The 23,440-nt window shown below is 70.9% G+C and carries 24 protein-coding genes; 17 read left to right on the forward strand and 7 right to left on the reverse strand.

Annotation, left to right across the window (positions count from 1 at the left end; all coding sequences use genetic code 11):
• The 3 genes from ON36_RS03630 to ON36_RS03640 all read left to right on the forward strand — a co-directional run.
• On the forward strand, positions 1 to 2,447 hold a 2,447-nt coding region (locus ON36_RS03630; protein WP_043647561.1), incomplete at its 5' end, for an amino acid adenylation domain-containing protein.
• A 204-nt stretch (positions 2,448 to 2,651) separates the two neighbouring features.
• On the forward strand, positions 2,652 to 3,674 hold the full coding sequence (locus tag ON36_RS03635; RefSeq protein WP_043647563.1) for an alpha/beta hydrolase: 1,023 nt from the start codon (positions 2,652 to 2,654) through the stop codon (positions 3,672 to 3,674).
• Positions 3,675 to 3,841: 167 nt separating this feature from the next.
• Entirely contained in the window at positions 3,842 to 5,083 is a 1,242-nt protein-coding gene (locus tag ON36_RS03640; RefSeq protein WP_043647564.1) for a TetR/AcrR family transcriptional regulator, read from the forward strand.
• Here the strand turns inward: ON36_RS03640 and ON36_RS03645 are convergent.
• On the reverse strand, positions 5,064 to 6,572 hold the full coding sequence (locus ON36_RS03645) for an aldehyde dehydrogenase family protein (protein ID WP_052313614.1): 1,509 nt from the start codon (positions 6,570 to 6,572) through the stop codon (positions 5,064 to 5,066). The genes ON36_RS03640 and ON36_RS03645 overlap by 20 nt on opposite strands.
• A gap of 362 nt (positions 6,573 to 6,934) precedes the next feature.
• Between ON36_RS03645 and ON36_RS03650 the strand changes: the two genes are divergently transcribed.
• From ON36_RS03650 to ON36_RS03660, 3 genes are read left to right on the forward strand one after another with little or no spacing between them, the layout of a single operon-like run.
• Positions 6,935 to 7,939 carry a daunorubicin/doxorubicin resistance ABC transporter ATP-binding protein DrrA gene (locus tag ON36_RS03650; protein ID WP_052313615.1) on the forward strand — a complete coding sequence of 335 codons (1,005 nt, stop codon included), beginning with the start codon at positions 6,935 to 6,937 and terminating at the stop codon, positions 7,937 to 7,939.
• Positions 7,936 to 8,745: an ABC transporter permease gene (locus ON36_RS03655; protein WP_043647568.1), complete on the forward strand. Its 810-nt coding sequence runs from the start codon at positions 7,936 to 7,938 to the stop codon at positions 8,743 to 8,745. The genes ON36_RS03650 and ON36_RS03655 overlap by 4 nt, the downstream gene beginning before the upstream one ends.
• On the forward strand, positions 8,742 to 9,620 hold the full coding sequence (locus tag ON36_RS03660; protein ID WP_043647687.1) for an ABC transporter permease: 879 nt from the start codon (positions 8,742 to 8,744) through the stop codon (positions 9,618 to 9,620). The genes ON36_RS03655 and ON36_RS03660 overlap by 4 nt, the downstream gene beginning before the upstream one ends.
• Positions 9,621 to 9,874: 254 nt before the next feature.
• On the opposite strand, the gene ON36_RS03665 is transcribed toward ON36_RS03660, so the two are convergent.
• Both ON36_RS03665 and ON36_RS03670 read right to left on the reverse strand, forming a co-directional pair.
• Positions 9,875 to 11,059 (reverse strand): lycopene cyclase family protein, encoded by a 1,185-nt coding sequence (locus tag ON36_RS03665; RefSeq protein WP_043647570.1) that lies wholly within the window; start codon positions 11,057 to 11,059, stop codon positions 9,875 to 9,877.
• A gap of 257 nt (positions 11,060 to 11,316) precedes the next feature.
• The gene (locus ON36_RS03670) at positions 11,317 to 11,793 is read right to left on the reverse strand and encodes a hotdog fold domain-containing protein (protein ID WP_043647572.1); all 477 of its coding nucleotides are present in this window, start codon (positions 11,791 to 11,793) and stop codon (positions 11,317 to 11,319) included.
• A 560-nt stretch (positions 11,794 to 12,353) separates the two neighbouring features.
• Here ON36_RS03670 and rpsJ point away from each other — a divergent pair.
• Genes rpsJ through rpsQ form a run of 11 tightly spaced genes read left to right on the forward strand, consistent with a single transcriptional unit; the run spans position 12,354 to position 17,617 of the window.
• Positions 12,354 to 12,659, forward strand: a complete 306-nt coding sequence (gene rpsJ / locus ON36_RS03675) for a 30S ribosomal protein S10 (protein WP_003938093.1) — start codon at positions 12,354 to 12,356, stop codon at positions 12,657 to 12,659.
• 14 nt (positions 12,660 to 12,673) lie between these two features.
• Positions 12,674 to 13,339, forward strand: a complete 666-nt coding sequence (rplC, locus tag ON36_RS03680; protein ID WP_043647574.1) for a 50S ribosomal protein L3 — start codon at positions 12,674 to 12,676, stop codon at positions 13,337 to 13,339.
• Positions 13,336 to 14,022: a 50S ribosomal protein L4 gene (gene rplD / locus ON36_RS03685; protein WP_043647575.1), complete on the forward strand. Its 687-nt coding sequence runs from the start codon at positions 13,336 to 13,338 to the stop codon at positions 14,020 to 14,022. The genes rplC and rplD overlap by 4 nt, the downstream gene beginning before the upstream one ends.
• A complete protein-coding gene (rplW, locus tag ON36_RS03690; protein ID WP_014981657.1) occupies positions 14,019 to 14,324 on the forward strand; it encodes a 50S ribosomal protein L23 in 306 nt (101 codons plus the stop codon). The genes rplD and rplW overlap by 4 nt, the downstream gene beginning before the upstream one ends.
• A 33-nt stretch (positions 14,325 to 14,357) precedes the next feature.
• Positions 14,358 to 15,194 carry a 50S ribosomal protein L2 gene (gene rplB / locus ON36_RS03695; protein WP_043647578.1) on the forward strand — a complete coding sequence of 279 codons (837 nt, stop codon included), beginning with the start codon at positions 14,358 to 14,360 and terminating at the stop codon, positions 15,192 to 15,194.
• A 14-nt stretch (positions 15,195 to 15,208) separates the two neighbouring features.
• Complete coding sequence (gene rpsS / locus ON36_RS03700) at positions 15,209 to 15,490, forward strand: 30S ribosomal protein S19 (protein WP_019045020.1); 282 nt, start codon at positions 15,209 to 15,211, stop codon at positions 15,488 to 15,490.
• Positions 15,487 to 15,897 (forward strand): 50S ribosomal protein L22, encoded by a 411-nt coding sequence (gene rplV, locus ON36_RS03705; protein ID WP_043647580.1) that lies wholly within the window; start codon positions 15,487 to 15,489, stop codon positions 15,895 to 15,897. The genes rpsS and rplV overlap by 4 nt, the downstream gene beginning before the upstream one ends.
• Positions 15,898 to 16,692, forward strand: a complete 795-nt coding sequence (gene rpsC / locus ON36_RS03710; RefSeq protein WP_043647582.1) for a 30S ribosomal protein S3 — start codon at positions 15,898 to 15,900, stop codon at positions 16,690 to 16,692.
• Positions 16,693 to 16,695: 3 nt separating this feature from the next.
• Positions 16,696 to 17,112 (forward strand): 50S ribosomal protein L16, encoded by a 417-nt coding sequence (rplP, locus tag ON36_RS03715; protein WP_043647584.1) that lies wholly within the window; start codon positions 16,696 to 16,698, stop codon positions 17,110 to 17,112.
• Positions 17,112 to 17,351, forward strand: coding sequence for a 50S ribosomal protein L29 (gene rpmC / locus ON36_RS03720; protein WP_043647586.1), 240 nt, complete (start codon positions 17,112 to 17,114; stop codon positions 17,349 to 17,351). The genes rplP and rpmC overlap by 1 nt, the downstream gene beginning before the upstream one ends.
• Positions 17,348 to 17,617, forward strand: a complete 270-nt coding sequence (rpsQ, locus tag ON36_RS03725; RefSeq protein ID WP_043647588.1) for a 30S ribosomal protein S17 — start codon at positions 17,348 to 17,350, stop codon at positions 17,615 to 17,617. The genes rpmC and rpsQ overlap by 4 nt, the downstream gene beginning before the upstream one ends.
• A 161-nt stretch (positions 17,618 to 17,778) precedes the next feature.
• Here rpsQ and ON36_RS32500 read toward each other — a convergent pair whose 3' ends face one another.
• The 4 genes from ON36_RS32500 to ON36_RS03745 form a co-directional block, all read right to left on the reverse strand.
• Positions 17,779 to 20,943, reverse strand: a complete 3,165-nt coding sequence (locus ON36_RS32500; RefSeq protein WP_052313616.1) for a hypothetical protein — start codon at positions 20,941 to 20,943, stop codon at positions 17,779 to 17,781.
• Positions 20,944 to 21,078: 135 nt separating this feature from the next.
• Positions 21,079 to 21,822: a CPBP family intramembrane glutamic endopeptidase gene (locus ON36_RS03735; RefSeq protein WP_043647590.1), complete on the reverse strand. Its 744-nt coding sequence runs from the start codon at positions 21,820 to 21,822 to the stop codon at positions 21,079 to 21,081.
• A gap of 123 nt (positions 21,823 to 21,945) precedes the next feature.
• Positions 21,946 to 22,893 (reverse strand): RluA family pseudouridine synthase, encoded by a 948-nt coding sequence (locus tag ON36_RS03740; RefSeq protein WP_043647592.1) that lies wholly within the window; start codon positions 22,891 to 22,893, stop codon positions 21,946 to 21,948.
• A 30-nt stretch (positions 22,894 to 22,923) separates the two neighbouring features.
• Positions 22,924 to 23,346 (reverse strand): TIGR03667 family PPOX class F420-dependent oxidoreductase, encoded by a 423-nt coding sequence (locus ON36_RS03745; RefSeq protein ID WP_043647594.1) that lies wholly within the window; start codon positions 23,344 to 23,346, stop codon positions 22,924 to 22,926.
• Between the last annotated feature and the right edge of the window lie 94 nt (positions 23,347 to 23,440).

The raw sequence follows: 23,440 nt of genomic DNA on the forward strand, positions 1-23,440 counted from the left end.
CCACCGTGCTGGCCGCGCGGGGCGCGGGACCCGACACCCTGGTCGCCGTCGCGGTGCGCCGCAGCGCCGAGCTGGCCGTCGCGATCCACGCGGTCCTCGCCGCGGGCGCGGCCTACGTGCCGCTGGACCCGGACCACCCGGCCGAACGCACCGCGGCGGTGCTGGCCGCGGCTCGCCCGCTGTGTGTCCTCACCACCACCGCGACCGGTTTCACCGGCGCGGGGGAGACCCCGGTGCTGACGATCGACACCGTCGAACCGGCCGACGGGCCCGCGCCCGCGCTCGCCGTCGCGCGGCCGGACAACCTGGCCTACGTCGTCCACACCTCCGGATCGACCGGAAAACCCAAGGGCGTCATGCTGACCCATCGGCAGCTGGTCGCCCAGTTCCGGTGGTCGCAGCGGACCTACCCGCACGGCCCCGGCGATGTGGTGCTGCACAAGACGCCGGTCACGTTCGACATCTCCACCTGGGAACTGCTGTGGCCGTTGCAGACCGGCGCGACCGTGGTCGTCGCCGAACCCGACGGGCACCGTGACCCGGCCTACCTCGCCCGGGTCATGACCGAACGCGCCGTCACCACCGTGCATTTCGTGCCGTCCATGCTCGACGCGTTCCTGGCCGAACTGCCCGGCGACACGCGGCTGCCGTCGCTGCGGCGGGTGTTCGCCGCGGGCGAGGCGCTCTCCGGCGCGACCGCCCGCCGCTTCGCCGCCGCGCTGCCCGGCGCCACGCTGGTCAACTGGTACGGCCCCGCCGAGGCGACCGTGGTCACCGCGGCGCCCGCGAACGACATCGCCGCCGACGTGGTCGGGGTGCCCATCGGCGCGCCGGTGGCCAACACCCGCGTCCACGTCCTGGACCGCAGGCTCCGGCCGGTGCCGCCCGGCATCGCGGGCGAGCTGTACCTCGAGGGCGTCCAGCTGGCGCGCGGCTACCTGGCCGCGCCCGCGCTGACCGCCGAACGCTTCGTCGCCCACCCCGGCGGCGCCCGCCTCTACCGCACCGGCGACGTCGTGCGCTGGGCGGGGGAGAGCCTCGAGTACCTGGGCCGCAGCGACTTCCAGGTCAAGCTGCGCGGTCAGCGGATCGAGCTCGGCGAGATCGAGGCGGTGCTGCGGACGCACCCGAACGTCCGCAACGCCGCCGCCGCGCTCGTCTCGGGGCCGATGGGCGACCGGCTCGTCGGCTACCTGGTCGCCGAGCCCGGCGCGGGCGACCTCGACCAGGCGTCGGTGCTCGCGCACGCCCGCGCGGCGCTGCCCGGGTACATGGTGCCCGCCGCGCTCGTCGTGCTGCCCGCGCTCCCGCTCAACGCCAGCGGCAAACTCGACCGCAAGGCGCTGCCCGCGCCCGCGGTCGCGACCCGGCCCTACCGTCCCCCGACCACCCCGGTGCAGCGCGCGGTGGCCGAGGTGTTCGCCGAGGTGCTGAACGCGGGCAAGGTCGGCCTCGACGACGACTTCTTCGAGCTCGGCGGCAACTCGCTGGTGGCGACCAAGGCCATCAGCCGCCTGCGCACCCGGGTCGGCGCCGACGTCCGCGTGCAGTGGTTCTTCACCGACGCCACGGTCGCCGCCCTGGCCGACCGCATCGACGCCACCCAGGCCGGCGGCGACTACGACCAGGAGTCCGACGACGCCCTCGACGTGCTGCTGCCCATCCGCAACCGGGTGCCGCACGGCACCGAGGCCGCGGGGCCGCTGTTCTGCATCCACCCGATGTACGGCCTGTCCTGGTGCTACGCCGGGCTCGCCCAGTACATCCCGGCCCGGCGGCCGATCTTCGGTCTCCAGTCGCCCGCGCTGAGCGAGGCCGGCTACCTGCCCGGCACGCTGTCGGAGATGGCCAAGCGCTACGTCGCCGAACTGCGCGAGGTGCAGCCGCAGGGGCCGTACCGGCTCATGGGCTGGTCGCTGGGCGGCGTGCTCGCCCACGCGGTGGCCACCGAACTGCAGGCGGCGGGGGAGCGGGTCGCGCTGCTGGCCATGCTCGACTCGCACCCCGACATCGACGTGCCCGACTTCCACAGCGCCGTGCGCGACGCGCTCGCCGAACTCGGCGTCGACCTGCCCGCCGCCCTGCCGGTCACCGGGGTCCGCGAGCTGAGCGACCAGGCGCTGGCCGCCCTGCACGCCACCATCCCGGCGAACATGGCCGTGCTCACCCCGGAACGGGTGCGCCGGATCTACCGCAGCGCGGTCCGCTCGGCCGAGCTGATCGCCGAGCACCGGCCCGCGGTCTACCGGGGCGAGCTGACCTACTTCAGCGCGCTCGGGCACGAGACCGCGGCCGCCAACTGGGCGCCCTACGTCGACGGCCCGATCGACGACCGCGCGGTCGCCTTCGCCCACGATCAGATGACGACACCGGGCGCGCTGGCCGAGATCGGCCCGCAGCTGTCCGAACTGCTCGATCGGGCGGACCGGAAAGCGGGTCAGGGGTGACGCGGAGTGGCGTGTGGGGCATGATGTGACCGCGCTGTTGTAACAGTTACCACTATCGGGCCGACCCCATAGGCCGTAGGGTCTGGCTCAGCGGTACCTGACGTGCCCGGTCTCCCGGGCGTACCGAAGTCGGAATCGAGACGAAGCGAAGGTGCGAAATTGATCCGTCGGCACACCCGGCGTCGTGGCTCCCGGGCCGCGGCGATGATCGCGGCAGCGGCAGTGGCCGCCGGACTGATGTCCGGCCTCGGCGTCGCCCCGGCTTCGGCCGACCCGATCATCGACTCCAAGAGCCTGCTCGCCAACCCGGTCGCGCCCGACGGTTCCAAGATCGTCAAGGCCGAGGTGAAGGACTCGCGCAGCCTGCGCCTGCACGTGTACTCGGCGGCCATGGACAAGAACATCATCATCGATGTCCAGCGCCCGGCCGACGCCTCGGTCCCGCGGCCCACCCTGTACCTGCTCAACGGCGCGGGCGGCGGCGAGGACTCGGCGTCGTGGGTCGCCAAGACCGACGCGCTGGAGTTCCTGTCGGACAAGAACGTCAACGTCATCCAGCCCATCGGCGGTAAGTGGAGCTACTACACCGACTGGATCGCCGACGACCCGGTCCTCGGCCGCAACAAGTGGAAGACCTTCTTCACCGAGGAGCTCCCCCCGCTGGTCGACGGCGCCCTCGGCACCAACGGCGTGAACGCCATCGCGGGCCTGTCCACCTCGGGTACCACCGTTCTCGCGCTGCCGATCGCCAAGCCCGGCCTCTACAAGGCCGCGGCGGCCTACAGCGGTTGCGCCCAGACCTCGGACCCGATCGGCTCGGAGTTCGTCAAGCTGACCGTCGAGACCTGGGGCGGCGGCGACACCCTGAACATGTGGGGCCCGCAGGGCGGACCCGAGTGGCAGGCCAACGACCCGTACCTGCACGCCGAGGGCCTGCGCGGCCTCGACCTCTACATCTCCACCGGCAACGGCCTGCCCGGCCCGTACGACACCCTCAACGGTGAGTACGCGCTGCCCGGCGCCTACGGCCTGGCCAACCAGATCGTCGTCGGCGGCGTCATCGAGGCGGGCACCAACTTCTGCACCCACAACCTGCAGAACAAGCTGAACCAGCTGGGTATCCCGGCCACCTACAACTTCCAGCCGTCCGGTACCCACTCGTGGGGCTACTGGAAGGACGAGCTGAAGCTGTCCTGGCCGACCCTGGCCCGCGGCCTGGGCCTGTAGGAAGCGGCACCCGCTCCCGTTCCGCGTCGACCGCCCTGCCCGCAGCTCCGCTGCGCGGCAGGGCGGTTTTCGTTGCCGAGCCTTCACACTTTGCCGATGGCGTGTGCGAATTGTGGTTAACTTGTCCGAGGCGGCGTCGTGCCGCGTCTCGGAACGGAAGTGAGTGCATGGTCGCCGATCGCAAGGGAACCGACCGCGCCGACGGCGCGGGCGACCCGTCGTCGGCGCCCGCGCCCCGGGTCGTCCGGCGTCGGCCCAAGGACCGCAAACTGCAGATCATGCGGGCCGCGGCCCGCGCGTTCAGCGCCCGCGGCTACTACCCCGTCGGCGTCGACGAGATCGCCGCCGAGGTCGGCATCTCCGGCCCCGCGCTCTACCGCCACTTCGCCAACAAGTACGCCCTGCTGGTCGCCGCCGCCGAGGAGGGCGCCCGCAGTCTGCGCGACAACGCCCGCGCCGTCGACGACCCGGCCCTGCCCGCCGAAGAGCGGCTCGACGCCCTGCTCACCGCCGTGGCCGAGCAGAACATCGAGCTCCGCCGCGAGGCCGGCCTCTACCGCTGGGAGCGCCGCTACCTCGAACGCGAGGACCGGATCCGCATCCGCGCCTACTACCGCGAACTCGAGGGCCTCATCGCCACGCCCGTCGCCGAACTGCGCCCCGACTGCGACGCCGACGACGTCACCCTGCTGTCGGTCGGCGCCCTGTCGGCCCTGGCCAGCATCGCCGCGCACCGGACCGGCCTCGCCCACCACCGCATGCTCGCCCTGCAACGCGCCATGGCCTGGTCGGTCGTGCGGGCCGAGCTGCCGCCCGCGCCGGCGCCGGGGACCGGCGAGGACGTGGTGCGCGGCCTGCCCGTCACCGCCAAACGCGAACAACTGCTCACCGAGGCGATCCGCATCTTCGGCCGCAACGGCTACCACGAGTCCGGCATCGAGGAGATCGGCGCCGCCGCCGGCCTCAACGCCTCCAGCGTCTACCGCTACTTCGACAGCAAGGCCGACCTGCTCGCCGCGGCCTTCCACCGCACCGCCGACCGCCTCGCCGTCGCCATCGGCGAGGCGCTGGCCGAGGCCACCGACCGGGCCGACGCCGCCCGCCGGATCGCGGGCCGCTTCGCCCGGCTGACCTTCGCGACGCCGGAGATCATGCCCGTCTACTACGCCGAGTTCGGCAACCTGCCCGCGGCCGAACAGCAGAAGCTGCGGGCCGTCCAGCGGCAGAACGTCCTCGAGTGGGCCAACCTGCTCGACGGCGACCCGGTCGAGGCCCGCTTCCGCGTGCACGCCGTCCTCGGCCTGATCATCGACTGCGGCAGGCTGCTGCGCTACGACGGCCGCCCCGAACAGCTGGCCCGCATGGCCGCCCTCACCGACGCGGTGATGTTCAGCCCCGCCGAAGCTTGAACAACATGATCGCGGTGCGCAGATGGCCGGGCCTGCGGTCCAGGGTCGACAGCCGCACCGGCGCCCGGTAGCGCCGCCGCGCGATCGCCAGCGTCCGGCTGAACTCCCGCAGGCCCTGCTCGCCGTGGCTGTGCCCCTGGCCGTACTCGCCGATCCCGCCGAACGGCAGGGCCGGTATCCCCGTGAACGCCGTCGACGAGTTGACCGTCACGACCCCGACGCGCAGCTGCTCGGCCAGCGTCTCGGCGGTGGCGATGTCGCGGCTGAACACCGTGACCGCCACCCCGTTGCCCGCGGCGTTCACCCGCTCGACGGCGTCGGGCAGCCCCGTGACCTGGTTGATGATCAGCACCGGCCCGATGCCCTCGCCGGTGACGGCGATGCTGTCCTCGGGTACGTCGGTGAGCACGATGGGCTCGACGTACGGGTCGCGGATCGACTCGAGCCCGCCGAGCACGGCCTTGCCGCCGCGGGCCAGCGCGTCCCGCACCTGCTTGCGCACCGTCTCGACCTGCGATTCCTCGATCATCGGACCGTAGGCGGCGCGATTGTCGGCGCCCGGCCGCAACGTGCGGGCCCGCTCGGTGACCTTGGCGAGGAAGTCGTCGTAGACGGAGGCGGCCACGTAACAGCGCTGGATGCCGGTGGCGTTCTGGCCCGCGTTCGCCATCGCGCCGAACACGGCCGCCTCGGCGGCGGCGTCGAGGACCGCGTCGACGTGCACGATCATGCTGCCCTTGCCGCTGTGCTCGACGACCACCGGCGTGAGCGTCTGCGCGCACTGGGCGATGACCTCGCGCCCGCCCGCCTCCGGCCCCGCGTAGGCGATCTTGTCCACCGCGGCGCGGCACAGCGCGTTCGCGGTCGCCGCGTCGCCCGTGACGACCTGCAGCACCGGCTGATCGGGCAGGATCGCCGCCCAGCTCCGCGCCAGCCAGACCCCGACCCCGGTGGTCAGCTCATGCGGTTTGAACACCACGGCGTTGCCCGCGGCCAGCGCGTACGCGATCGACCCCATCGGGGTGAAGACCGGGTTGTTCCACGCGCCGAGCACCCCGACGACACCCAGCGGCAGATAGCCGACCGAGGCGTGCTGGTTGCGGGTGAACACCCCGGTGGCCAGCCGCCGCCTGCCGAGGCTGCGCGCGGCGTTGCGGGCCGCCCAGTCCAGGTTCTCCACCGCCTGCATCACCTCGAGGGCCGCGTCGGCCTCGGGCTTGCCGGTCTCGCTGCGCAGGATCTCGATGAGCTCGCCGCTGTGGCGCGCGATATGGCGACACCAGCGCAGCAGGTGTTGCCGGCGGCCCGCGAAACCCAGCTCGCGCCACCAGGTTTCGGTGGCACGCGCGGTCCGGACCGCGCGGGTGACCTCCGCGTTGCCCTGGATCGGGTGGCGCGCCACCTCCTCGCCGGTGCGCGGATCGCGCGAGACCAGTGTGTTGTCGTGTCGGGCCGGCACCCCGGCGCCCGCGTGCGCGAACTCGGCCATGTTCACCTCTCACAGGTCGAGGTGCCACAGTGGCCGACCGGCACACCGGTCCACCTGAGACGAGTGTTTCTCCCCGACGGTCAGGGTATGGCGGGTTACCAAGGGCGACAAGGGTGTTGCGCTGCCCGATAGCTGCCCCTCGGCGCCGTCGGCCCGGTCTACCGGGACGAATCCGGCGAAGCGGGCGAAAAAGTGACCAAACGCACAGTTATCGGCGGGGGTGATCGGGTACGCGCATGCGGGACCTGGAATCGGTCCGGACCGGTAACATCGCGCCGAGTGGTAGGGATTGAGCTACCGGGAACGATGATCCGTGTGCGTTGTCCGACATGTCCCCCGCACCGGCCGATAGTGGAGAGTTGATGCCGAGTACGAACTCAGTGGAGTCGCCCGCAGGTGACGTCGTGACCGGTGGCGCGGAACCCGCGGTGCTCGTCTCCGACGTGCGCAAGTCCTTCGGCGACGTGCACGCCTTGCAGGGCATCAGTTTCCGGGCCGAGAAGGCGAGCGTGCTCGGCATCCTCGGCCCCAACGGCGCAGGCAAGACCACCACGGTCAAGATCCTGTCGACGCTGCTGCGCCCGGACTCGGGCACCGCGCTCGTCGCCGGTCACGACGTGCTGCGCGACCCCGGCGCGGTCCGCCGCTCGATCATGATGACCGGCCAGTACGCCGCCCTGGACGAGAACCTGTCGGGCCGGGAGAACCTGGAGCTGTTCGGCCGCCTCATGGGCCTGACCAGGTCCGCCGCCCGCAAACGCGCCGACACCCTGCTCGCGGAGTTCGACCTGGTCTCGGCGGGCAAGCGGGCTGTACGGCACTACTCCGGCGGCATGCGCCGCCGCGTCGACATCGCCTGCGGCCTGGTCGTGCGCCCCGAGGTCGTCTTCCTCGACGAGCCGACCACCGGCCTCGACCCGCGCAGCCGCCAGGGCGTGTGGGACCTGGTCACCGCCCTCAAGGAACAGGGCATCACCGTCCTGCTGACCACGCAGTACCTCGAAGAGGCCGACGTGCTCAGCGACAACATCATCGTCATCGACCGCGGCACCGTCATCGCCGAGGGCACCGCCGACGAGCTCAAGGCCCGCACCGGCGGCAGCTACTGCGAGATCGTCCCGCTCGATCCCACCCACATCGCGGCCACCGCCGCCGCGCTCGGCGATCTGGTGCCCGCCGCGGTGAGCGCCGAGCTGACCGGCGCCGACAAGCTCTCCATCCCGGCCCCCGAGGGCGCGGCCACGCTCGCCGAGGCGCTGCGCAGACTCGACGGCGCCGGGATAGAACTCGCCGACATCGGCCTGCGCCGTCCCTCCCTCGACGACGTGTTCCTCTCCATCACCGGCCACTCGGGCGGTCACGCGTGACCGTGAGCACCGCCGGAACGGACACTCTGTTCGCCGAGCTACCCGCGGTGCGGCCCAGCAGCTTCGCCCAGTGGCGGGCGCTGACCGGCCGCATCGTGCGCACGATGGCCACCAAGGGGGAGCTGATCGTCGCGGTCCTCACCTCGCTGGTGGTGACCGTCGCCTTCTACCTGCCGCTGCGCTACGTCATGAAGGTGCAGGGCATCGACTACGCCCAGTACGTCATGCCGATCGTGGTCCTGCAGACCATGTCCATGACCATGATGTCGAACGCCCAGCTGGCCGCGTTCGAGGCGCTGACCGGGCTGAGCACCCGCATGCAGACCATGCCCATCGGCACCCTGGTCCCGCTGACCTCGCGGATCTGCGCGGGCCTCGTGCGCTCGGTGGTCTCGCTGATCGCCACCCTGGCCTTCGGCTACCTGATCGGGTTCCGCTTCCAGGCGGGCGTCGGCCAGGCCCTGCTGTTCTGCGCGTTCGCGCTCGCCATCGGCGTCGCGCTGACCCTCGGCGCCGACGCGCTGGGCAGCCTCACCAAGAGCCCGGAGTCGCTGAGCCAGGCCCTGACCCTGCCGATCCTGATCTTCGGCATGCTCTCCACCGGTTTCGTCCCGGAGTCGAGCTTCCCGGAGTGGATCCAGCCCTTCGCGCGCAACCAGCCCATCTCCCAGTTCGCCTACGCGCTCAGCGACATGGCCGAGGGCGGCGTGCACTGGGACGTGCTGATGGTGCCGACGATGTGGCTGATCGGGTTGGCCGTGGTGTTCACGCCGCTGGCCGTGTGGGCGAGTGTGAGGCGATCATGATCACGGAACAGGCCATCCGCGCGGACGCGGACCCCACCCTCGGCGAGGTGGCGACCAAGCTCGCCAACGACCCGCTGCCCGAGGTGCGCGCCAAGAACGCGAACTCGGTGTCGGTGTGGTTCGTGCACAGCGTCATCCAGACCAAGCGCCTGCTCATGGTGTGGCTGCGGGATCCGGCCACCACCATCCAGACGCTCATCTACCCGGCGCTCACCCTGCTGATGTTCCAGGTGGTGCTGGGCAACTCCATCACCAACGCCACCGGCATCCCCGCCATCTACGGTCAGGCCGCGCTGCTCACGCTGATCGCCGCCATGACCGGCGCGGTGGTCAGCGCGCTCGGCTTCAAGCAGGAGAAGGCCACCGGCCTGCTCAGCCGCTTCTACACCATGCCGCTGAACCGGGCCTCGCTGCTCACCGGCCGCCTGGTCGCCGAGGCGCTGCGCATCCTCATCACTACGCTGTTCGTCCTGCTGGTCGCGGTCGTGCTCGGCTTCCGGTTCATGACCGACCCGCTGACCAACATCGCGCTGGTCTGCATCCCGGTGCTGTTCGGCCTCGGCTTCGCGGTGATGGTGACCGCCCTGGCGACCATCACCGAGGGCGTGCTGCTGGTCAGCCTGATCAGCACCTTCAACACGCTGCTGATGTTCTTCAACACCGGCTTCGTGCCCGTGTTCGCCTACCCGACCTGGCTGCAGGACGTGGTGGCGAACCAGCCGATGAGCTGCGCGATCGACGCCATGAAGGGGCTGTCCTACGGCGGCCCGGTTGCCGAGCCGCTGATCAAGACCTTCCTGTGGACCTTCGGCATGATCGCGGTCTTCGCCTACCCGGCGATCCGCGGCTACCGGCGGGCGGCTGAAACATCGTGAGCGCTGGCGCGCTCGAGTTCGCTGAGACATCGTGAGCGCTGGCGCGCTCGAGTTCACGGCCCCTCGAGGCCCGGCGGTCAGGTACCGCGGCTTGCTCCTTCGTCGCCTGCGCCGCGGCACCTGACCGCCGGGCCGGCCGTGAACTGGCCTCCTCGGGGTCGGCCCACCGCGGGTTACGCCCTCGCCGCTGGGCTGCATGCCCGCACGCGGGGGTTTGTGCCCCACGCGTGCCTCCGCCGAGTCACATGCGCACGCTATGCGGGTGAAACCGGGCGATCCGCCGGCTCGAACGGGTAGTCCAGCCAGCGGTCGCGGTTGGTCCAGCCGACCAGGTCGTAGCGCCAGCGGAACGGCCAGGTGTGTGCGACGGTGTTGAACAGCACCGCGCCGAGGGCCGTGTAGTCGCTGTGGTGGGACAGCAGCGCGCGCTGGCCACGGTCGGACTCGGTGAAGAACGCCTCGAACATGGCGATCGACTGATCGGTGGTGAGCCTGCCGAGGCCCCACAGCCCGCGCATCCGCATCCAGTAGACGAGGCGGGCCCGCCACGGCCACAGCGCGGCGACGGGATCCGCGCCGCGGCGCACGGCGTCGACGGCGTCGTCGACCAGGGCAAGGGAGTCGGCCACGCTGTAGCCGGTGCAGGGGTGCATCATCCCGCCGCGGGAACCGAACGGGATCGCGACGCCGGTGCCCTTCCTCGGCGGCGGCTGATCAAGGGGATAGTGGGCGGCCTCGGTCGGCTCGGTGCCGGTGAGGGTGATGCCGTGGGCGGCCAGCCGGTTCAGCGTGCGCCTGCGCAGCTCGTGCTGTGGCATGCCGCCGCGTAAGCCGAGGCTCGTCTCCTCGAAGATGACCTTCCCGTCGCCGAGGGGGACCGCGTACAGGAAGGACGGCGGCTCGTCGGCGCCCGCGCCGTTCTCCGGCCGCCAGTCCAGCAGCAGGCCCTCGCCGTCGCCGACCATGGGCGCCGCGGTGTCGGCGTCGACGAAGATGCCGTGCGCCGACGCCGCCCGCCTCCGGCCGAGGGTCGGCAGGCCGCGGGTGTCGAAGACGGTGCCCGCGGTGAGCACCGCGCCGTCGGCCAGTTCCACCTCGTGCGCCTCGACCCGGCGCGCGCGGGCGGCGAAGACGGTGGCGTCGTCCAGCGACAGCGCCGCGAACAGGCCCGGCTTCGACAGCACGCAGTAGGGCCGCGCGATCGTGTGCTTCGACTTCGTCCACACCGTCGGCGCCTCGATCCGCTGCGCGATCGCCGTGGCGGGCAGCCAGTCCGGCAACTCGTCGATCCAGCAGGAGAAGGTCTCCGGCCACAGCCGGTCGGGGCGCGGATCCACCGCCGCGACGCGCAGCCCGGCCGCCGCGGCCCGGTGCGCCAGCGCGCGCCCGGTCGGGCCGAGCCCGACCACACAGATATCGAATTCCCGCACGCCGCTCACGTCCGCATTCAATCCGCTGCCCGCGCCGCCGCGCAACCACCCACGGGCGGAACCCACAGCGAATCAGTCCCTGCCCCGCACCCCGTCCAGCGCCGCCGGGGCGACGACGACGGAGTACCCGGCCACGTCGATACCGACCGCCGGATCGGCTTCGACGACCAGTTCGTAGTGCTCCCCGACGAGGCGGTAGGCGGTGATCGAGACCCGATACCGGCCTCGGCATACTCCGCGAACTTCCTGATCCGGGCGGCGGGGGATCAGCGCGGGGTGACCCAGGTGGTGATGTCGGCGTGCACGACCTCGATGCCGTCGCGGTCGTAGATCGAGACGGGCACGACCAGGTCCCGGCCCTCGGTGATCGCGGCGAAGTCGGGGATCTCCGGCAGCTTCGCCACCGCGCGCAGGCCGGTCTCGGCCTTGGCCAGGTACTGCACGTTCATGGCCTTGGGGATCCAGCGGTGGGTGGTCGGCACGGTGGCCTCGCTCAGCATCCCCATCGCGACCTCGGCCAGATTGCAGGCCGCGATGGCGTGGAAGGTGCCCAGGTGGTTGTGGATGCCGAACCACTTCGGGGAGGTCACCTCGCACACGCCCGGTTCCAGCCGCACGACCTGCGGCAGCACCGTGCCGAAGTAGGGGACCCGCGCGACCATGCCCAGCGAGAACAGCGCGTGCCCGATCTTGTTGTCGGGCAGTTTCTTCCAGCCGCGGTACGTCGCGGTTTCCTGTGCCATGCCCGCTATCTTACTCCAAAGTAAGATAGCGGTGGAAGGGCGCGCGCCCGGACCGGGCCGGGGGCCGGTGCCGCCCGGCGACCCGGTGGCTACCATGGTTCGGTACAGCCCGCCGGCGACCCGGTGTGGATGCCGCGGCCCGATCCGGCGTGATCGATACCGCAGCACCCCCGATTTGAAGTGCGTTGTCGGCATGGGGCATACTGTTCGGGTTGCCTTGCGAGGGGTCGTGCCTGTTCTGCGGAACGGGCGGATCCGGTGAGGCGAGCAGTACCCAATTTTGCGTACCTCATCGGGAGACCGGTGTGGGTACGTCCGGAGCCACGTTCCGGGTCCTGGTGAGTTATCGACCGGGGCCGAGGAATGAGCGCCAGGGCGACACGCCCGACCGCGTGGACCGGATGAACCATGACAGATGAACAGCGGCGAGGACTGGGCGGGCGCCCGGTCGCGGTCTCGATTCGAGAGTCATTGGCGTGTGTTCGGGCTGTGCAAATTGAGGGTGGTGCGGGAGTTCGCTTCCGTGACCACGAGGAAAAGCGGAGAAAAGGACACTTAGCGTGGCGGGACAAAAGATCCGCATCAGGCTCAAGGCCTATGACCATGAGGCGATCGACGCGTCTGCGCGCAAGATCGTCGAGACGGTGACCCGCACCGGCGCCCGCGTCGTCGGGCCGGTGCCGTTGCCCACCGAGAAGAACGTGTACTGCGTCATCCGTTCGCCGCACAAGTACAAGGACTCGCGCGAGCACTTCGAGATGCGTACGCACAAGCGCCTCATCGACATCCTCGACCCGACGCCGAAGACGGTTGACGCGCTCATGCGCATCGACCTGCCGGCCAGCGTCGACGTCAACATTCAGTGACGGGGACTCGAGACATGACTGACAACAAGAACCGGCCTGCCGCCGGCATCCTGGGCACCAAGCTCGGCATGACCCAGGTCTTCGACGAGAAGAACCGCGTCGTCCCGGTCACCGTCATCAAGGCGGGCCCGAACGTGGTCACCCAGATCCGCACCGAGGAGCGCGACGGCTACTCCGCCGTCCAGATCGCCTTCGGCGCCATCGACCCGCGCAAGGTGAACAAGCCGACTTCCGGCCAGTTCGCCAAGGCAGGCGTGACCCCGCGCCGCCACGTGACCGAGATCCGCGTCGCCGACGCGTCCGGCTTCGAGGTCGGCCAGGAGCTCTCCGCCGACGTGTTCGAAGAGGGCAGCTACGTCGACGTGACGGGCACCAGCAAGGGCAAGGGCTTCGCCGGCACCATGAAGCGCCACGGCTTCCGTGGCCAGGGTGCCTCCCACGGTGCGCAGGCCGTGCACCGTCGCCCGGGTTCCATCGGTGGCTGCGCCACCCCCGGCCGCGTGTTCAAGGGCATGCGCATGTCGGGCCGTATGGGTAACGACCGCGTCACCACCCAGAACCTGTCGGTTCACAAGGTGGACGCCGAGAACGGCCTCCTGCTGATCAAGGGTGCGATCCCGGGCCGCAAGGGTGGCCTCGTGATCGTCAAGAGCGCCGTGAAGGGTGGTGCGCACGCATGACCAGCTCTGCTGTCAACACAGAGAAGGCTGCAAACCTGACGCTGCCGGTCAAGGAGATCGGTGGCAAGACCAACGGCACCGTCGAGCTCCCCGCGGAGATCTTCGACGCGCCGGCCAACATCGCCCTGCTGCACCAGGTCGTCGTCGCGCAGCTCGCCGCCGCCCGTCAGGGCACCCACGCGACCAAGACCCGCGGTCAGGTGTCCGGTGGTGGCAAGAAGCCGTACCGCCAGAAGGGCACCGGTCGCGCCCGCCAGGGCTCGACCCGCGCGCCGCAGTTCGCCGGCGGTGGCACCGTCCACGGCCCGCAGCCGCGTGACTACAGCCAGCGGACCCCCAAGAAGATGAAGGCCGCCGCCCTGCGTGGCGCCCTGTCCGACCGGGCCCGCAACGATCGCATCCACGTGATCACCGAACTGGTGGCCGGCCAGGCGCCGTCGACCAAGACCGCCAAGACCTTCCTGTCCGAGCTTTCGGACCGCAAGAAGTTCCTGGTCGTCGTCGGCCGCGAGGACATTGCCGCGTGGAAGAGCGTGGCGAACCTGCAGAACGTGCTGCCGATTGCTCCGGACCAGCTGAACACCTACGACGTGCTGAACAGCGACGACGTGGTCTTCAGCGTCGAGGCGCTCAACGCCTTCGTGCACGGCCCGGCCGAAGCTGCACAGGAGGAGAGCAAGTGACCACCATCGCCGACCCCCGCGACATCCTGCTGGCGCCGGTCATCTCGGAGAAGTCCTACGGACTGATCGAGGAAGGCACCTACACCTTCCTGGTGCACCCGGACTCCAACAAGACGCAGATCAAGATCGCCGTCGAGAAGGTCTTCGGTGTCAAGGTCACCAGCGTCAACACCGCCAACCGTCAGGGCAAGCGCAAGCGGACCCGCTTCGGTTACGGCAAGCGCAAGGACACCAAGCGCGCGCTCGTGACCATCTCGGCCGACAGCAAGCCCATCGAGATCTTCGGAGGCCCGGTCGCGTAAGCGGCGGGGAATCCAGAAAGCAGAGAAGAACTCATGGCAATCCGTAAGTACAAGCCGACAACCCCCGGTCGCCGCGGGTCGTCCGTCTCGGACTTCGCCGAGATCACCCGGTCGACCCCGGAGAAGTCGCTGCTCCGCCCCCTGACCAAGTCCGGTGGCCGCAACGCCCACGGCCGGATCACCACCCGTCACCGGGGTGGCGGTCACAAGCGTGCCTACCGTCTGATCGACTTCCGTCGCCTGGACAAGGACGGCATCCCGGCCAAGGTCGCGCACATCGAGTACGACCCGAACCGCACCGCGAACATCGCCCTGCTGCATTTCGCCGACGGCGAGAAGCGCTACATCATCGCGCCGAAGGGCATCAAGCAGGGCAGCCCGATCGAGTCCGGCCCCACGGCCGACATCAAGCCGGGCAACAACCTGCCGCTGCGCAACATCCCGACCGGTACCACGATCCACAACGTGGAACTGCGTCCGGGTGGCGGTGCCAAGCTGGCCCGTTCGGCCGGTAACAGCATCCAGCTGCTGGGCAAGGAGGGTCCGTACGCGACCCTGCGTCTGCCCTCCGGCGAGATCCGCCGCGTCGACGTGCGCTGCCGCGCCACCGTCGGCGAGGTCGGCAACGCCGAGCAGTCGAACATCAACTGGGGTAAGGCCGGCCGTATGCGCTGGAAGGGCCGCCGCCCCACGGTCCGTGGTGTCGTCATGAACCCGGTCGACCACCCGCACGGTGGTGGTGAGGGCAAGACCTCCGGTGGTCGCCACCCGGTCTCGCCCTGGGGTCAGCCTGAGGGCCGCACCCGTAAGCCCAACCGCCCGAGCGACAAGCTCATCGTCCGCCGCCGCAAGACCGGCAAGAAGCGCTAAGGAGGAGGTAAGAAATGCCACGCAGCCTCAAGAAGGGCCCGTTCGTCGACGACCACCTCCTCGCGAAGGTGGACGTCCAGAACGAGAAGGGCACCAAGCAGGTCATCAAGACCTGGTCGCGTCGTTCGACCATCATCCCCGATTTCATCGGCCACACCTTCGCCGTCCACGACGGTCGCAAGCACGTGCCGGTGTTCGTCTCGGACAACATGGTCGGGCACAAGCTGGGTGAGTTCGCGCCCACCCGCACGTTCAAGAGCCATGTCAAGGATGACCGGAAGAGCAAGCGGCGATGACCGATAACACAGCAACGGTTGAGCAGAACCCCACTGCCCGGGCGACCGCGAAGCATGTGCGGGTCACCCCGATGAAGGCTCGTCGCGTCGTGGACCTGGTCCGCGGCAAGCGGGTCGAGGACGCCCTGGCCATCCTGAAGTTCGCGCCGCAGGCCGCGAGCGAGCCGGTGGCCAAGGTCGTGGCGAGCGCCGCGGCGAACGCCGAGAACAACCTCGGCCTGAACCCGGCGACCCTGGTCATCTCGACGGCCTACGTCGACGAGGGCGCCACCATGAAGCGTTTCCAGCCGCGGGCCCAGGGCCGTGCGTTCCGGATCCGCAAGCGCACCAGCCACATCACCATCGAGGTCGAGAGCGTGCCCACCGCCGGTGCTGCTCGCAGCCGCCGGAAGGGAGGGGCAAAGTAAATGGGACAGAAGATCAACCCCCATGGCTTCCGCCTCGGTATCACCACCGACTGGAAGTCGCGTTGGTACGCGGACAAGCAGTACGCGGAATACGTGAAGGAAGACGTTCAGATCCGCAAGCTCCTCGCCACCGGCATGGAGCGCGCGGGCATCTCGAAGGTCGAGATCGAGCGCACCCGTGACCGCGTGCGTGTGGACATCCACACCGCGCGTCCGGGCATCGTGATCGGCCGTCGCGGCGCCGAGGCCGACCGCATCCGCGCCGAGCTGGAGAAGCTCACCGGCAAGCAGGTGCAGCTGAACATCCTCGAGGTCAAGAACCCCGAGTCCGATGCGCAGCTCGTCGCCCAGGGTGTGGCCGAGCAGCTGTCCAACCGTGTGGCGTTCCGTCGCGCGATGCGCAAGGCCATCCAGTCGGCCATGCGTTCGCCGAACGTCAAGGGCATCCGTGTGCAGTGCTCGGGCCGCCTCGGTGGCGCCGAGATGTCGCGCTCGGAGTTCTACCGTGAGGGTCGGGTTCCGCTGCACACCCTGCGTGCGGACATCGACTACGGCCTCTACGAGGCCAAGACCACCTTCGGTCGCATCGGTGTGAAGGTCTGGATCTACAAGGGCGACATCGTCGGCGGCCGTCGTGAGCTGTCCGCCGCCGCTGCCGCGCCGGAGCGCCCGCGTCGCGAGCGTCCGAGCCGCCCGCGTCGTTCCGGTTCCGCCGGCACCACCGCGACCTCCACCGAGGTCGGTCGCGCCGCCACCGCTGTGGCCGACGCACCGGCAGAGAACCAGGAGGGCTGACGCATGCTGATGCCCCGTCGCGTCAAGCACCGCAAGCAGCACCACCCGTCCCGCTCCGGCATGTCCAAGGGCGGCACCGCGGTGGCGTTCGGTGAGTACGGCATCCAGGCTCTCGAGCCGGCCTACGTCACCAACCGTCAGATCGAGTCGGCGCGTATCGCGATGACCCGCCACATCAAGCGTGGCGGCAAGATCTGGATCAACATCTACCCCGACCGCCCGCTCACCAAGAAGCCTGCCGAGACCCGCATGGGTTCCGGTAAGGGTTCGCCGGAGTGGTGGGTCGCGAACGTGAAGCCCGGTCGGGTCATGTTCGAGATGTCTTACCCGAACGAGGAGACCGCTCGCGAGGCCCTGCGCCGCGCGATGCACAAGCTCCCGATGAAGTGCAGGATCGTGACCCGGGAGGAGCAGTTCTGATGGCTACCGGTACCCCGGCCGCGGAGCTCCGTGAGCTCAACGAAGAGGAGCTCGTCGCCCGTCTGCGCGAGTCGAAGGAAGAGCTGTTCAACCTGCGCTTCCAGATGGCGACTGGTCAGATGACCAACAACCGTCGCCTGCGCGTGGTGCGTCACGAGATCGCGCGCATCTACACGGTCATGCGTGAGCGCGAGCTCGGCCTGGCCACTGCACCCGCCGGCAAGGGAGATGCGGCATGAGCGAGAATGCAATCGAGCGTAACCGCCGCAAGGTGCGGATCGGCTACGTCGTCTCGGACAAGATGAACAAGACGATCGTCGTCGAGCTGGAAGATCGCGTGAAGCACAAGCTTTACGGCAAGATCATCCGCACCACCTCCAAGGTGAAGGCGCACGACGAGAACGAGATCGCCGGCGTCGGCGACCGCGTTCAGCTGATGGAGACCCGTCCGCTGTCGGCCACCAAGCGCTGGCGTCTGGTCGAGGTCCTGGAGAAGGCCAAGTAAGGCCGACTCCTCGATCCATCGAGAGTCCCGCCGAAGGCCCGTCACCCCGCTCCGGGGTGGCGGGCCTTCGCCGTTCCCGGAGGCAGGGCTTTCGCCTCGGGACGGACGGAGGAGGCCCGCCTCCGGGTGGGGAAGCGGGCCTCGTACCCGGTCGGGGTGGCTCAGCCGGTGTAGGCGTAGGGGCGGGTCATGCGCTGGGCGAGCTCGATGACGTTGGCGACCGTCCGGCCCGAGACACCGACCTCGGCGCCGATGCTGGGGGCGGGCCAGGACTCGTTGGTGAGCTCGAGGATCTGCTCGACCTGGTCGAGGGTGAGGCGCAGAGGGTTGCGCGTCGCGATGATCTGGCGCGCGAGGGCGCGGACCTCGTCCTCCTCGTCGAATTCCGCCGCCGCGAAGTCCTCGTCGTCGTCGTCCTCCTCGTCGACGGCGTCCTCTTCGGCCACGGCGGCCGGGTCGGGGTCGGCGGTGGGCGGGACGTCCTCGGCCCTGGTATCGGGTTCGGTCGGGAAGGCCAGTTGTTCCGGCGCGGGATCCGCGACGGTGCTCGGCTCGTCGGCCGCGGGCGTCGGTGCCGGTGTCTGCTCCGGTGCCGACGAGGTGTCGCCGTTGTGGTCACGGGCGGCGGTGCCGGCGTGCGCCGTCGCCTCGGGAACCGGCTCGGCGCCGACGGGTTCGTCGTCGGTGACGTGCGCGGGGGTCAGGACCGGTATTCGGCGTAAGGCGGGCGCGGGTTCGGCGTGCGCGCGGTGCGCGGTGTCGCGGCGGTGGGTCTGTGCGGCCTTGTGGACGAGTTCGATGGTGCCCGGCGCGGGGGTGGGCACGATGCCTCGGGCGATCCGGCCCTGCGAAACAGTCTCGTGCGCGGCAAGTTCCGCCGTCGGCGCGATCGGCCGCAGCGCGGCGGGCTCGGCGTCCCCCCGCGCCGCAGCGTCGTCGCCGGTCCGTGCGGCGACCTGATCCCGGGCGACCAGCGCCTCGGTGTCCGGCTGGTATCCGTGCGTCTGTCGGGCGGTACGCGTTGCGGCGCGGGCCATTTCGTCGTCGATGCGGCGCGGGTCGGCGGAGGCGTCGTGTGCGGCCGGTTCGTCGCCAGGGGCGCCGGAGGTCCGGGTCGGTTCCGCAGGTGCGGAGGCTGTGGCCGGTGCGTCGCTCGGCGCCGCGTCGGTCCGCTTCGGTGCGGCGGTGGCCGGGACCGCGGCCGGTCGACTGCTCTGTGTGCCATCGGTCGGCGTCGGCGCTACCGGTGCCGGGGCGGAGACAGACACGTCGCCCGGGGTGTGGCCGGCGTGGCTCGGCTCGGCGGACACGGGCTGGGTGGCCGTTTCCTTGCCGCGGACGCCATGGGTTCGGGTCGGCACCGCGGGCGCGGGGTCTGCGGCCGCTGCGTCGCCAGGCCGAACAGTTCCGGCGGACGCGTAGTGCGTGACGGCTTCGTCGTCCGCGCCCTTCCGGGCCCGGACCTGCTCTGCCGGTGCGGAATTCGCGGCCAGTGCCAGGCTGGCGGCCGTGCCGACCCGGGTCGGCTGGGCGGTGCCGGCGTTCGCGGCCCGCTCTTCGCCGGTGACACCGGAGGTCAGGGTCGGGTACACCGGGGCGGATTCCGCGCTCGGACCGCCGGCCGGGGTCGATTCGGCGTGCGCGGCGGGCGTAGCCGGTACTCGGCCGGTCCGGGTCGATTCGACGCTGCTGTGGTCGGTGGCCGCTCCGTTGCGCGGTGCGTGGTCGGCCCGGGACGGGTCCGCCGGCGCGGGGTCTGCCGTTGGGCCGCTCGGGGCGACGGCGGCCCGATGCCGCTCGGCGGAGGCGGAGTGTGCGGCCGCTTCGTCGCTCGGGGCCTCGTCGGTCCGGGGTGGTTCGGTGACCGAAGAGACGGATTCTCCGACGTGGGCGGCCAGGGGTTGTTCGATGGTCGGCAGGTCGCGAGTCGGGATCTCGGGGGAGGGACGGTTGTCCGACGCCGACGCCGACGCCGACGCCGACGCCGACGCCAACCCCGCCGACGCCGACGCTCCGAGGTGCGGGACGTCGACGGTCGACGCGTCGCCGGCGGCATGCGTCGGCTCGATGGGAGACGCAGCCGTATCGACGCGGGGCGCATCGGAGGTTGGGGCTTGGGCGGCGGCGATGTGCGCGTGCCCGGGCAGCGCGTCCGACGGGAGGGACCCTCGGTCGGCAGGGGTGCCGGTGCGGACGGCCGGTTCCGGGCGGGCGAGGCCCGTGGCCGCGCCGTCGCGTCCGGCCTGGTCGGTGCGGGCCGGTTCGTCCCGCCGCGCGTCGGTGCGCCGGTCCTGCGGTGCGTGACCGGTGCGGTCGGCGTCAGCAGGTGCGGTGGCGAGGGGGTCGGCCTGTCCGGCGGGTGTGGCAGGGGCCCAGGTCGCGGGCGCGGGCTCGGGGGCGCGTGCGGCGGCGGTGGGTTCCGGGGCGTCGGCCGGCGTCGCGATCCGCTCGTGTCCGGCGTCCAGCGAGACACCGGCGCCGATCGGCACGAATCCGTCCCGCTCGGGGCCGACCTCCGCCGACACCCGGCGGAGGGGCGAGCCGACCTCGGCGACGACACCCCGATCGGCGGGCAGCTCGACCATCGCGGCGTCGATGAGCAGCGCGTACCGCGCGGACACCCACGCGTGCAGCCAGATCACCACGCCCACCATGACCGGGGCGATGGCGAACTCGGCGGCGCGGCCGAGGTCGCCGGAGGCCAGGTGCGGGCCGGTGTTGAGGGCGACGGTGGTGCCGAGCAGGGCGGCTTCGAAGAAGAAGACCTTGCCGCGGTCCAGCTCGCGGCCCCAGCGGGCGGCGGTGGTCGCGGTGATCATGATGACGATGATCGGGATGGAGATCATCGCCTCGATGCCGAAGCTGAGCCAGTACAGCGGGTCGCGCATGTCGCCGCTGGGGACCAGGTTGTGCTGGACGTTGACGCCCGCCCACACCATGCCGAGGACGACCACGCCGATGAGCGCGCGCGAGGACCACTCCGAGCGCCGGTAGAGCTGGGCCACGCGGGCGTCGGCGCTGGAGACCCGGCGGCGGGCGGCGAGGGCCTTGCGATGCCAGCGGGCGTCGGCCTCGTCGGCGCGCCGCAGTGCCGCGCCGACGCGGCGGTCGCGGCGGTCTGCCGCGAGTTCGTCGCTGACCGCCTGCTTGCGCTGCTTACGGCGTTGCGCCCGGATCCACTCGGCGAGGTCCCGTTCGGCCGCGATCTCCGCGTCCGACAGCGCCGTGTAGAGGGCGCTGTCGTGCTGCAGGGAGATCTTTCCGCGCGCGGCCTCCACCTGCTGCGCGAGTGCCGTGACCTCGTTCTCCGCCCGATTCTCGGACATGTACGCGCCTTCCGGTCACTCGAACATATGGACTATCGAACATATGTGTGATTGCCAGAGAGCGTAAACAACAGCCGCCCCACGGTCAACGACTGTCACGGTGACCGGGAGGGGAAGGGGGCTGGACGGCTGGGGTCAGCGCAGCGCGGTGTGCCACACGATGGCGGCGGCGAGGGCGCCCGCGCCGTTGAGTGACCAGTGCAGCGCGATGGGCGCGAGCAGGCTGCCGCTGCGGCGGCGCAGCCAGGTGAACACCATGCCCGCTGCGGCGGTGGCGAGCACGGCGAGGGTGATGCCCGCGATCTGGCCGGGCAGCCCGCCGCCGACGATCGCGGACAGGCCCTTGTTGCCGTCGGTGAGGCCGAGGGAGGACGCGATGTGCCACAGGCCGAACAGCAGTGACCCGCCCGCGAAGAGCCCGCGCACGCCGACCGCCCGGTCGAGGGTGCCGTGCAGGACGCCGCGGAAGGCGAGCTCCTCGGGGATGACAGTCTGCAACGGGATGACGATCATCGAGGCGATGAGCGCGCCGGAGAGGGTGGCGTAGCGGTCGGCGAGGAAGAAGGGCCGGGTGAGGGGGAGCAGCGCGCCGATCGCGACGGCGGCCAGCACGATGCCGACGGCGCCGAGCGCGTACAGCGTGCCCTTGCGCCAGTGCCGGGGCGAGAGGCCGAGTTCGGCCCAGCCGAGTCCGCGCTTGCGCATGAGCGCCAGCAGCAGGAAGGCCGCGACGGGCACGGCGACGAGATTGGCCCACGCGGTGGTGAAGTGGGCGATGAGATTGGTGCCTGCCAGGACCACGACCACGACCGCGATGTCGAGGTAGGCGTGCAGCGTGGGTCGGGGGGCGACGGCGACGTCGGCGGCGGGGGCGGACACCCGGCCGAGTCTACGGAAAGATCACGGCCGGGTCACGGGCCGCTGAACGAGAGACTCCGCACACCGCGATAGGGAACTCCTATGGTCCCGGCGGCGTCTGGCTCGGCGGCGTGGCGCCGCGCGTCAGGCCGGGGTGACCGGGCTCACCGCCCAGCCCGCGTAGTCGCTCCAGGCCTGCAGGCCGCGCCGGGTCTCGAACCGGCGCGGCGCGCCGCTGACGGGATCGGTGAACTCCAGGGAGGCGGCCAGGAGTTGCAGCGGGCGGGAGTAGTCGTCGACCGGTTTTTCGGTGAGGACCGGGTAGAAGTCGTCGCCGAGGATCGGCACGCCGAGGCTGTTCATGTGCAGCCGCAGTTGATGGGTGCGGCCGGTGTGCGGGCGCAGCCGGTAGCGGCCGAGTCCGTCGCGGTGCTCGATCAGTTCGACCTCGGTCTCGGCGTTCACCTCGCCGGGCACCTCGCGCGCCGCGATGACGTGCTTCTCCTTGACGATCCGGCTGCGCACGGTGCGGGGCAGCGTCAGCGCCGGATCGTGGGGCGCGACGGCCTCGTACTCCTTGCGTACGGTCCGGCGGTGGAACATCGTCTGGTAGGCGCCGCGCCGGGCGGGGTTCACCACGAACAGCACCAGCCCCGCGGTGGCCCGGTCGAGCCGGTGCGCCGGGACGAGGTCGGGCAGGTCCAGCTCGCGGCGCAGCCGGACCAGCGCCGTCTGCAGGATGTGCTGGCCGCGCGGGATGGTGGCCAGGAAATGCGGCTTGTCCACGACGAGCAGATCCTCGTCGCGGTGGACGATGCCGATCTCGAAGGGCACCTCGCGCTCGGTGGGCAGGTCGCGGTGGAACCACACCGCGCCGCCGGGGACGAACGGCGCGTCGGGGGCGATCGGGCCGTCCAGGTCGACGATCTCCCCGTCGCGCAGCATCTCGTCGATCCGGGCGGGGTCGACGCGGGGCAGCCGCTCGACCAGGTGGTCGCGGACGGTCGCCCAGGAGCCCTCCTCCGGGAACCGGAGCCGGGCGGGGTCGAGGCCGTGCCGTTTCGGCAGCGGCGGGGTCTGCCTGCGTCTCATCGCCTGCGACCCTATCGGCAGGCGCCGCGCTCAGAATCCGCGCACACGCTCCGGGGTGATCCGCAGCACCACCGCGTAGTCGGCGAAGAACTTCTCCCGTGACATGCCGAGTTCGGCCAGCCCGTCGGTGTACTTCGCGACGAAGGCGTCGAGTTCGGCCGCGGGGACGGGGGTCTCGTCCACCCGGGCGGTGCCGGTCAGGACCACCACGTCACCGCCGCTCGGCGTGCTGTTGAGGTTCAGCGACACCTTCGGCTGGGCGGCGATGTTGGCGAGTTTGGGGGTGCCCGGCTGGGTGAAGACGAGGAACTCGCCGTCGTGCCAGCGGAACCAGACCGGGTTGGGCTGCGGCGTGCCGCTGCGGCCGGTGGTGGTCAGCCAGATCACCTGCTCGGTGTCCAGCCGCCGGGTGACGCGGGCGCCGAAGTCGGTACTCGGATCGATCAGGGACATGCGGGCACTCCTGTCGGGAGGGTCGGTCGAACCTGTCCGTCAGCGGCAACGCCGCTGGGGCGCGGCGCATTCCGCGTGCCGGTGCCCTCGGCCG

It is taken from the genome of Nocardia thailandica NBRC 100428 (assembly GCF_000308795.1).
Taxonomy (GTDB): Bacteria; Actinomycetota; Actinomycetes; order Mycobacteriales; family Mycobacteriaceae; genus Nocardia; species Nocardia thailandica.

Bases quoted from the DNA above. Each gene is read 5' to 3' on its own strand.
- ON36_RS03635 (WP_043647563.1), top strand. From the start codon at position 2,652: ATGATCGCGGCAGCGGCAGTGGCCGCCGGACTGATGTCCGGCCTCGGC.
- ON36_RS03640 (WP_043647564.1), top strand. From the start codon at position 3,842: ATGGTCGCCGATCGCAAGGGAACCGACCGCGCCGACGGCGCGGGCGAC.
- ON36_RS03645 (WP_052313614.1), bottom strand. From the start codon at position 6,572: ATGGCCGAGTTCGCGCACGCGGGCGCCGGGGTGCCGGCCCGACACGAC.
- ON36_RS03650 (WP_052313615.1), top strand. From the start codon at position 6,935: ATGCCGAGTACGAACTCAGTGGAGTCGCCCGCAGGTGACGTCGTGACC.
- ON36_RS03660 (WP_043647687.1), top strand. From the start codon at position 8,742: ATGATCACGGAACAGGCCATCCGCGCGGACGCGGACCCCACCCTCGGC.
- ON36_RS03670 (WP_043647572.1), bottom strand. From the start codon at position 11,793: ATGGCACAGGAAACCGCGACGTACCGCGGCTGGAAGAAACTGCCCGAC.
- rplC (WP_043647574.1), top strand. From the start codon at position 12,674: ATGACTGACAACAAGAACCGGCCTGCCGCCGGCATCCTGGGCACCAAG.
- rplD (WP_043647575.1), top strand. From the start codon at position 13,336: ATGACCAGCTCTGCTGTCAACACAGAGAAGGCTGCAAACCTGACGCTG.
- rplB (WP_043647578.1), top strand. From the start codon at position 14,358: ATGGCAATCCGTAAGTACAAGCCGACAACCCCCGGTCGCCGCGGGTCG.
- rpsS (WP_019045020.1), top strand. From the start codon at position 15,209: ATGCCACGCAGCCTCAAGAAGGGCCCGTTCGTCGACGACCACCTCCTC.
- rplV (WP_043647580.1), top strand. From the start codon at position 15,487: ATGACCGATAACACAGCAACGGTTGAGCAGAACCCCACTGCCCGGGCG.
- rpsC (WP_043647582.1), top strand. From the start codon at position 15,898: ATGGGACAGAAGATCAACCCCCATGGCTTCCGCCTCGGTATCACCACC.
- rplP (WP_043647584.1), top strand. From the start codon at position 16,696: ATGCTGATGCCCCGTCGCGTCAAGCACCGCAAGCAGCACCACCCGTCC.
- rpmC (WP_043647586.1), top strand. From the start codon at position 17,112: ATGGCTACCGGTACCCCGGCCGCGGAGCTCCGTGAGCTCAACGAAGAG.
- rpsQ (WP_043647588.1), top strand. From the start codon at position 17,348: ATGAGCGAGAATGCAATCGAGCGTAACCGCCGCAAGGTGCGGATCGGC.
- ON36_RS32500 (WP_052313616.1), bottom strand. From the start codon at position 20,943: ATGTCCGAGAATCGGGCGGAGAACGAGGTCACGGCACTCGCGCAGCAG.
- ON36_RS03740 (WP_043647592.1), bottom strand. From the start codon at position 22,893: ATGAGACGCAGGCAGACCCCGCCGCTGCCGAAACGGCACGGCCTCGAC.
- ON36_RS03745 (WP_043647594.1), bottom strand. From the start codon at position 23,346: ATGTCCCTGATCGATCCGAGTACCGACTTCGGCGCCCGCGTCACCCGG.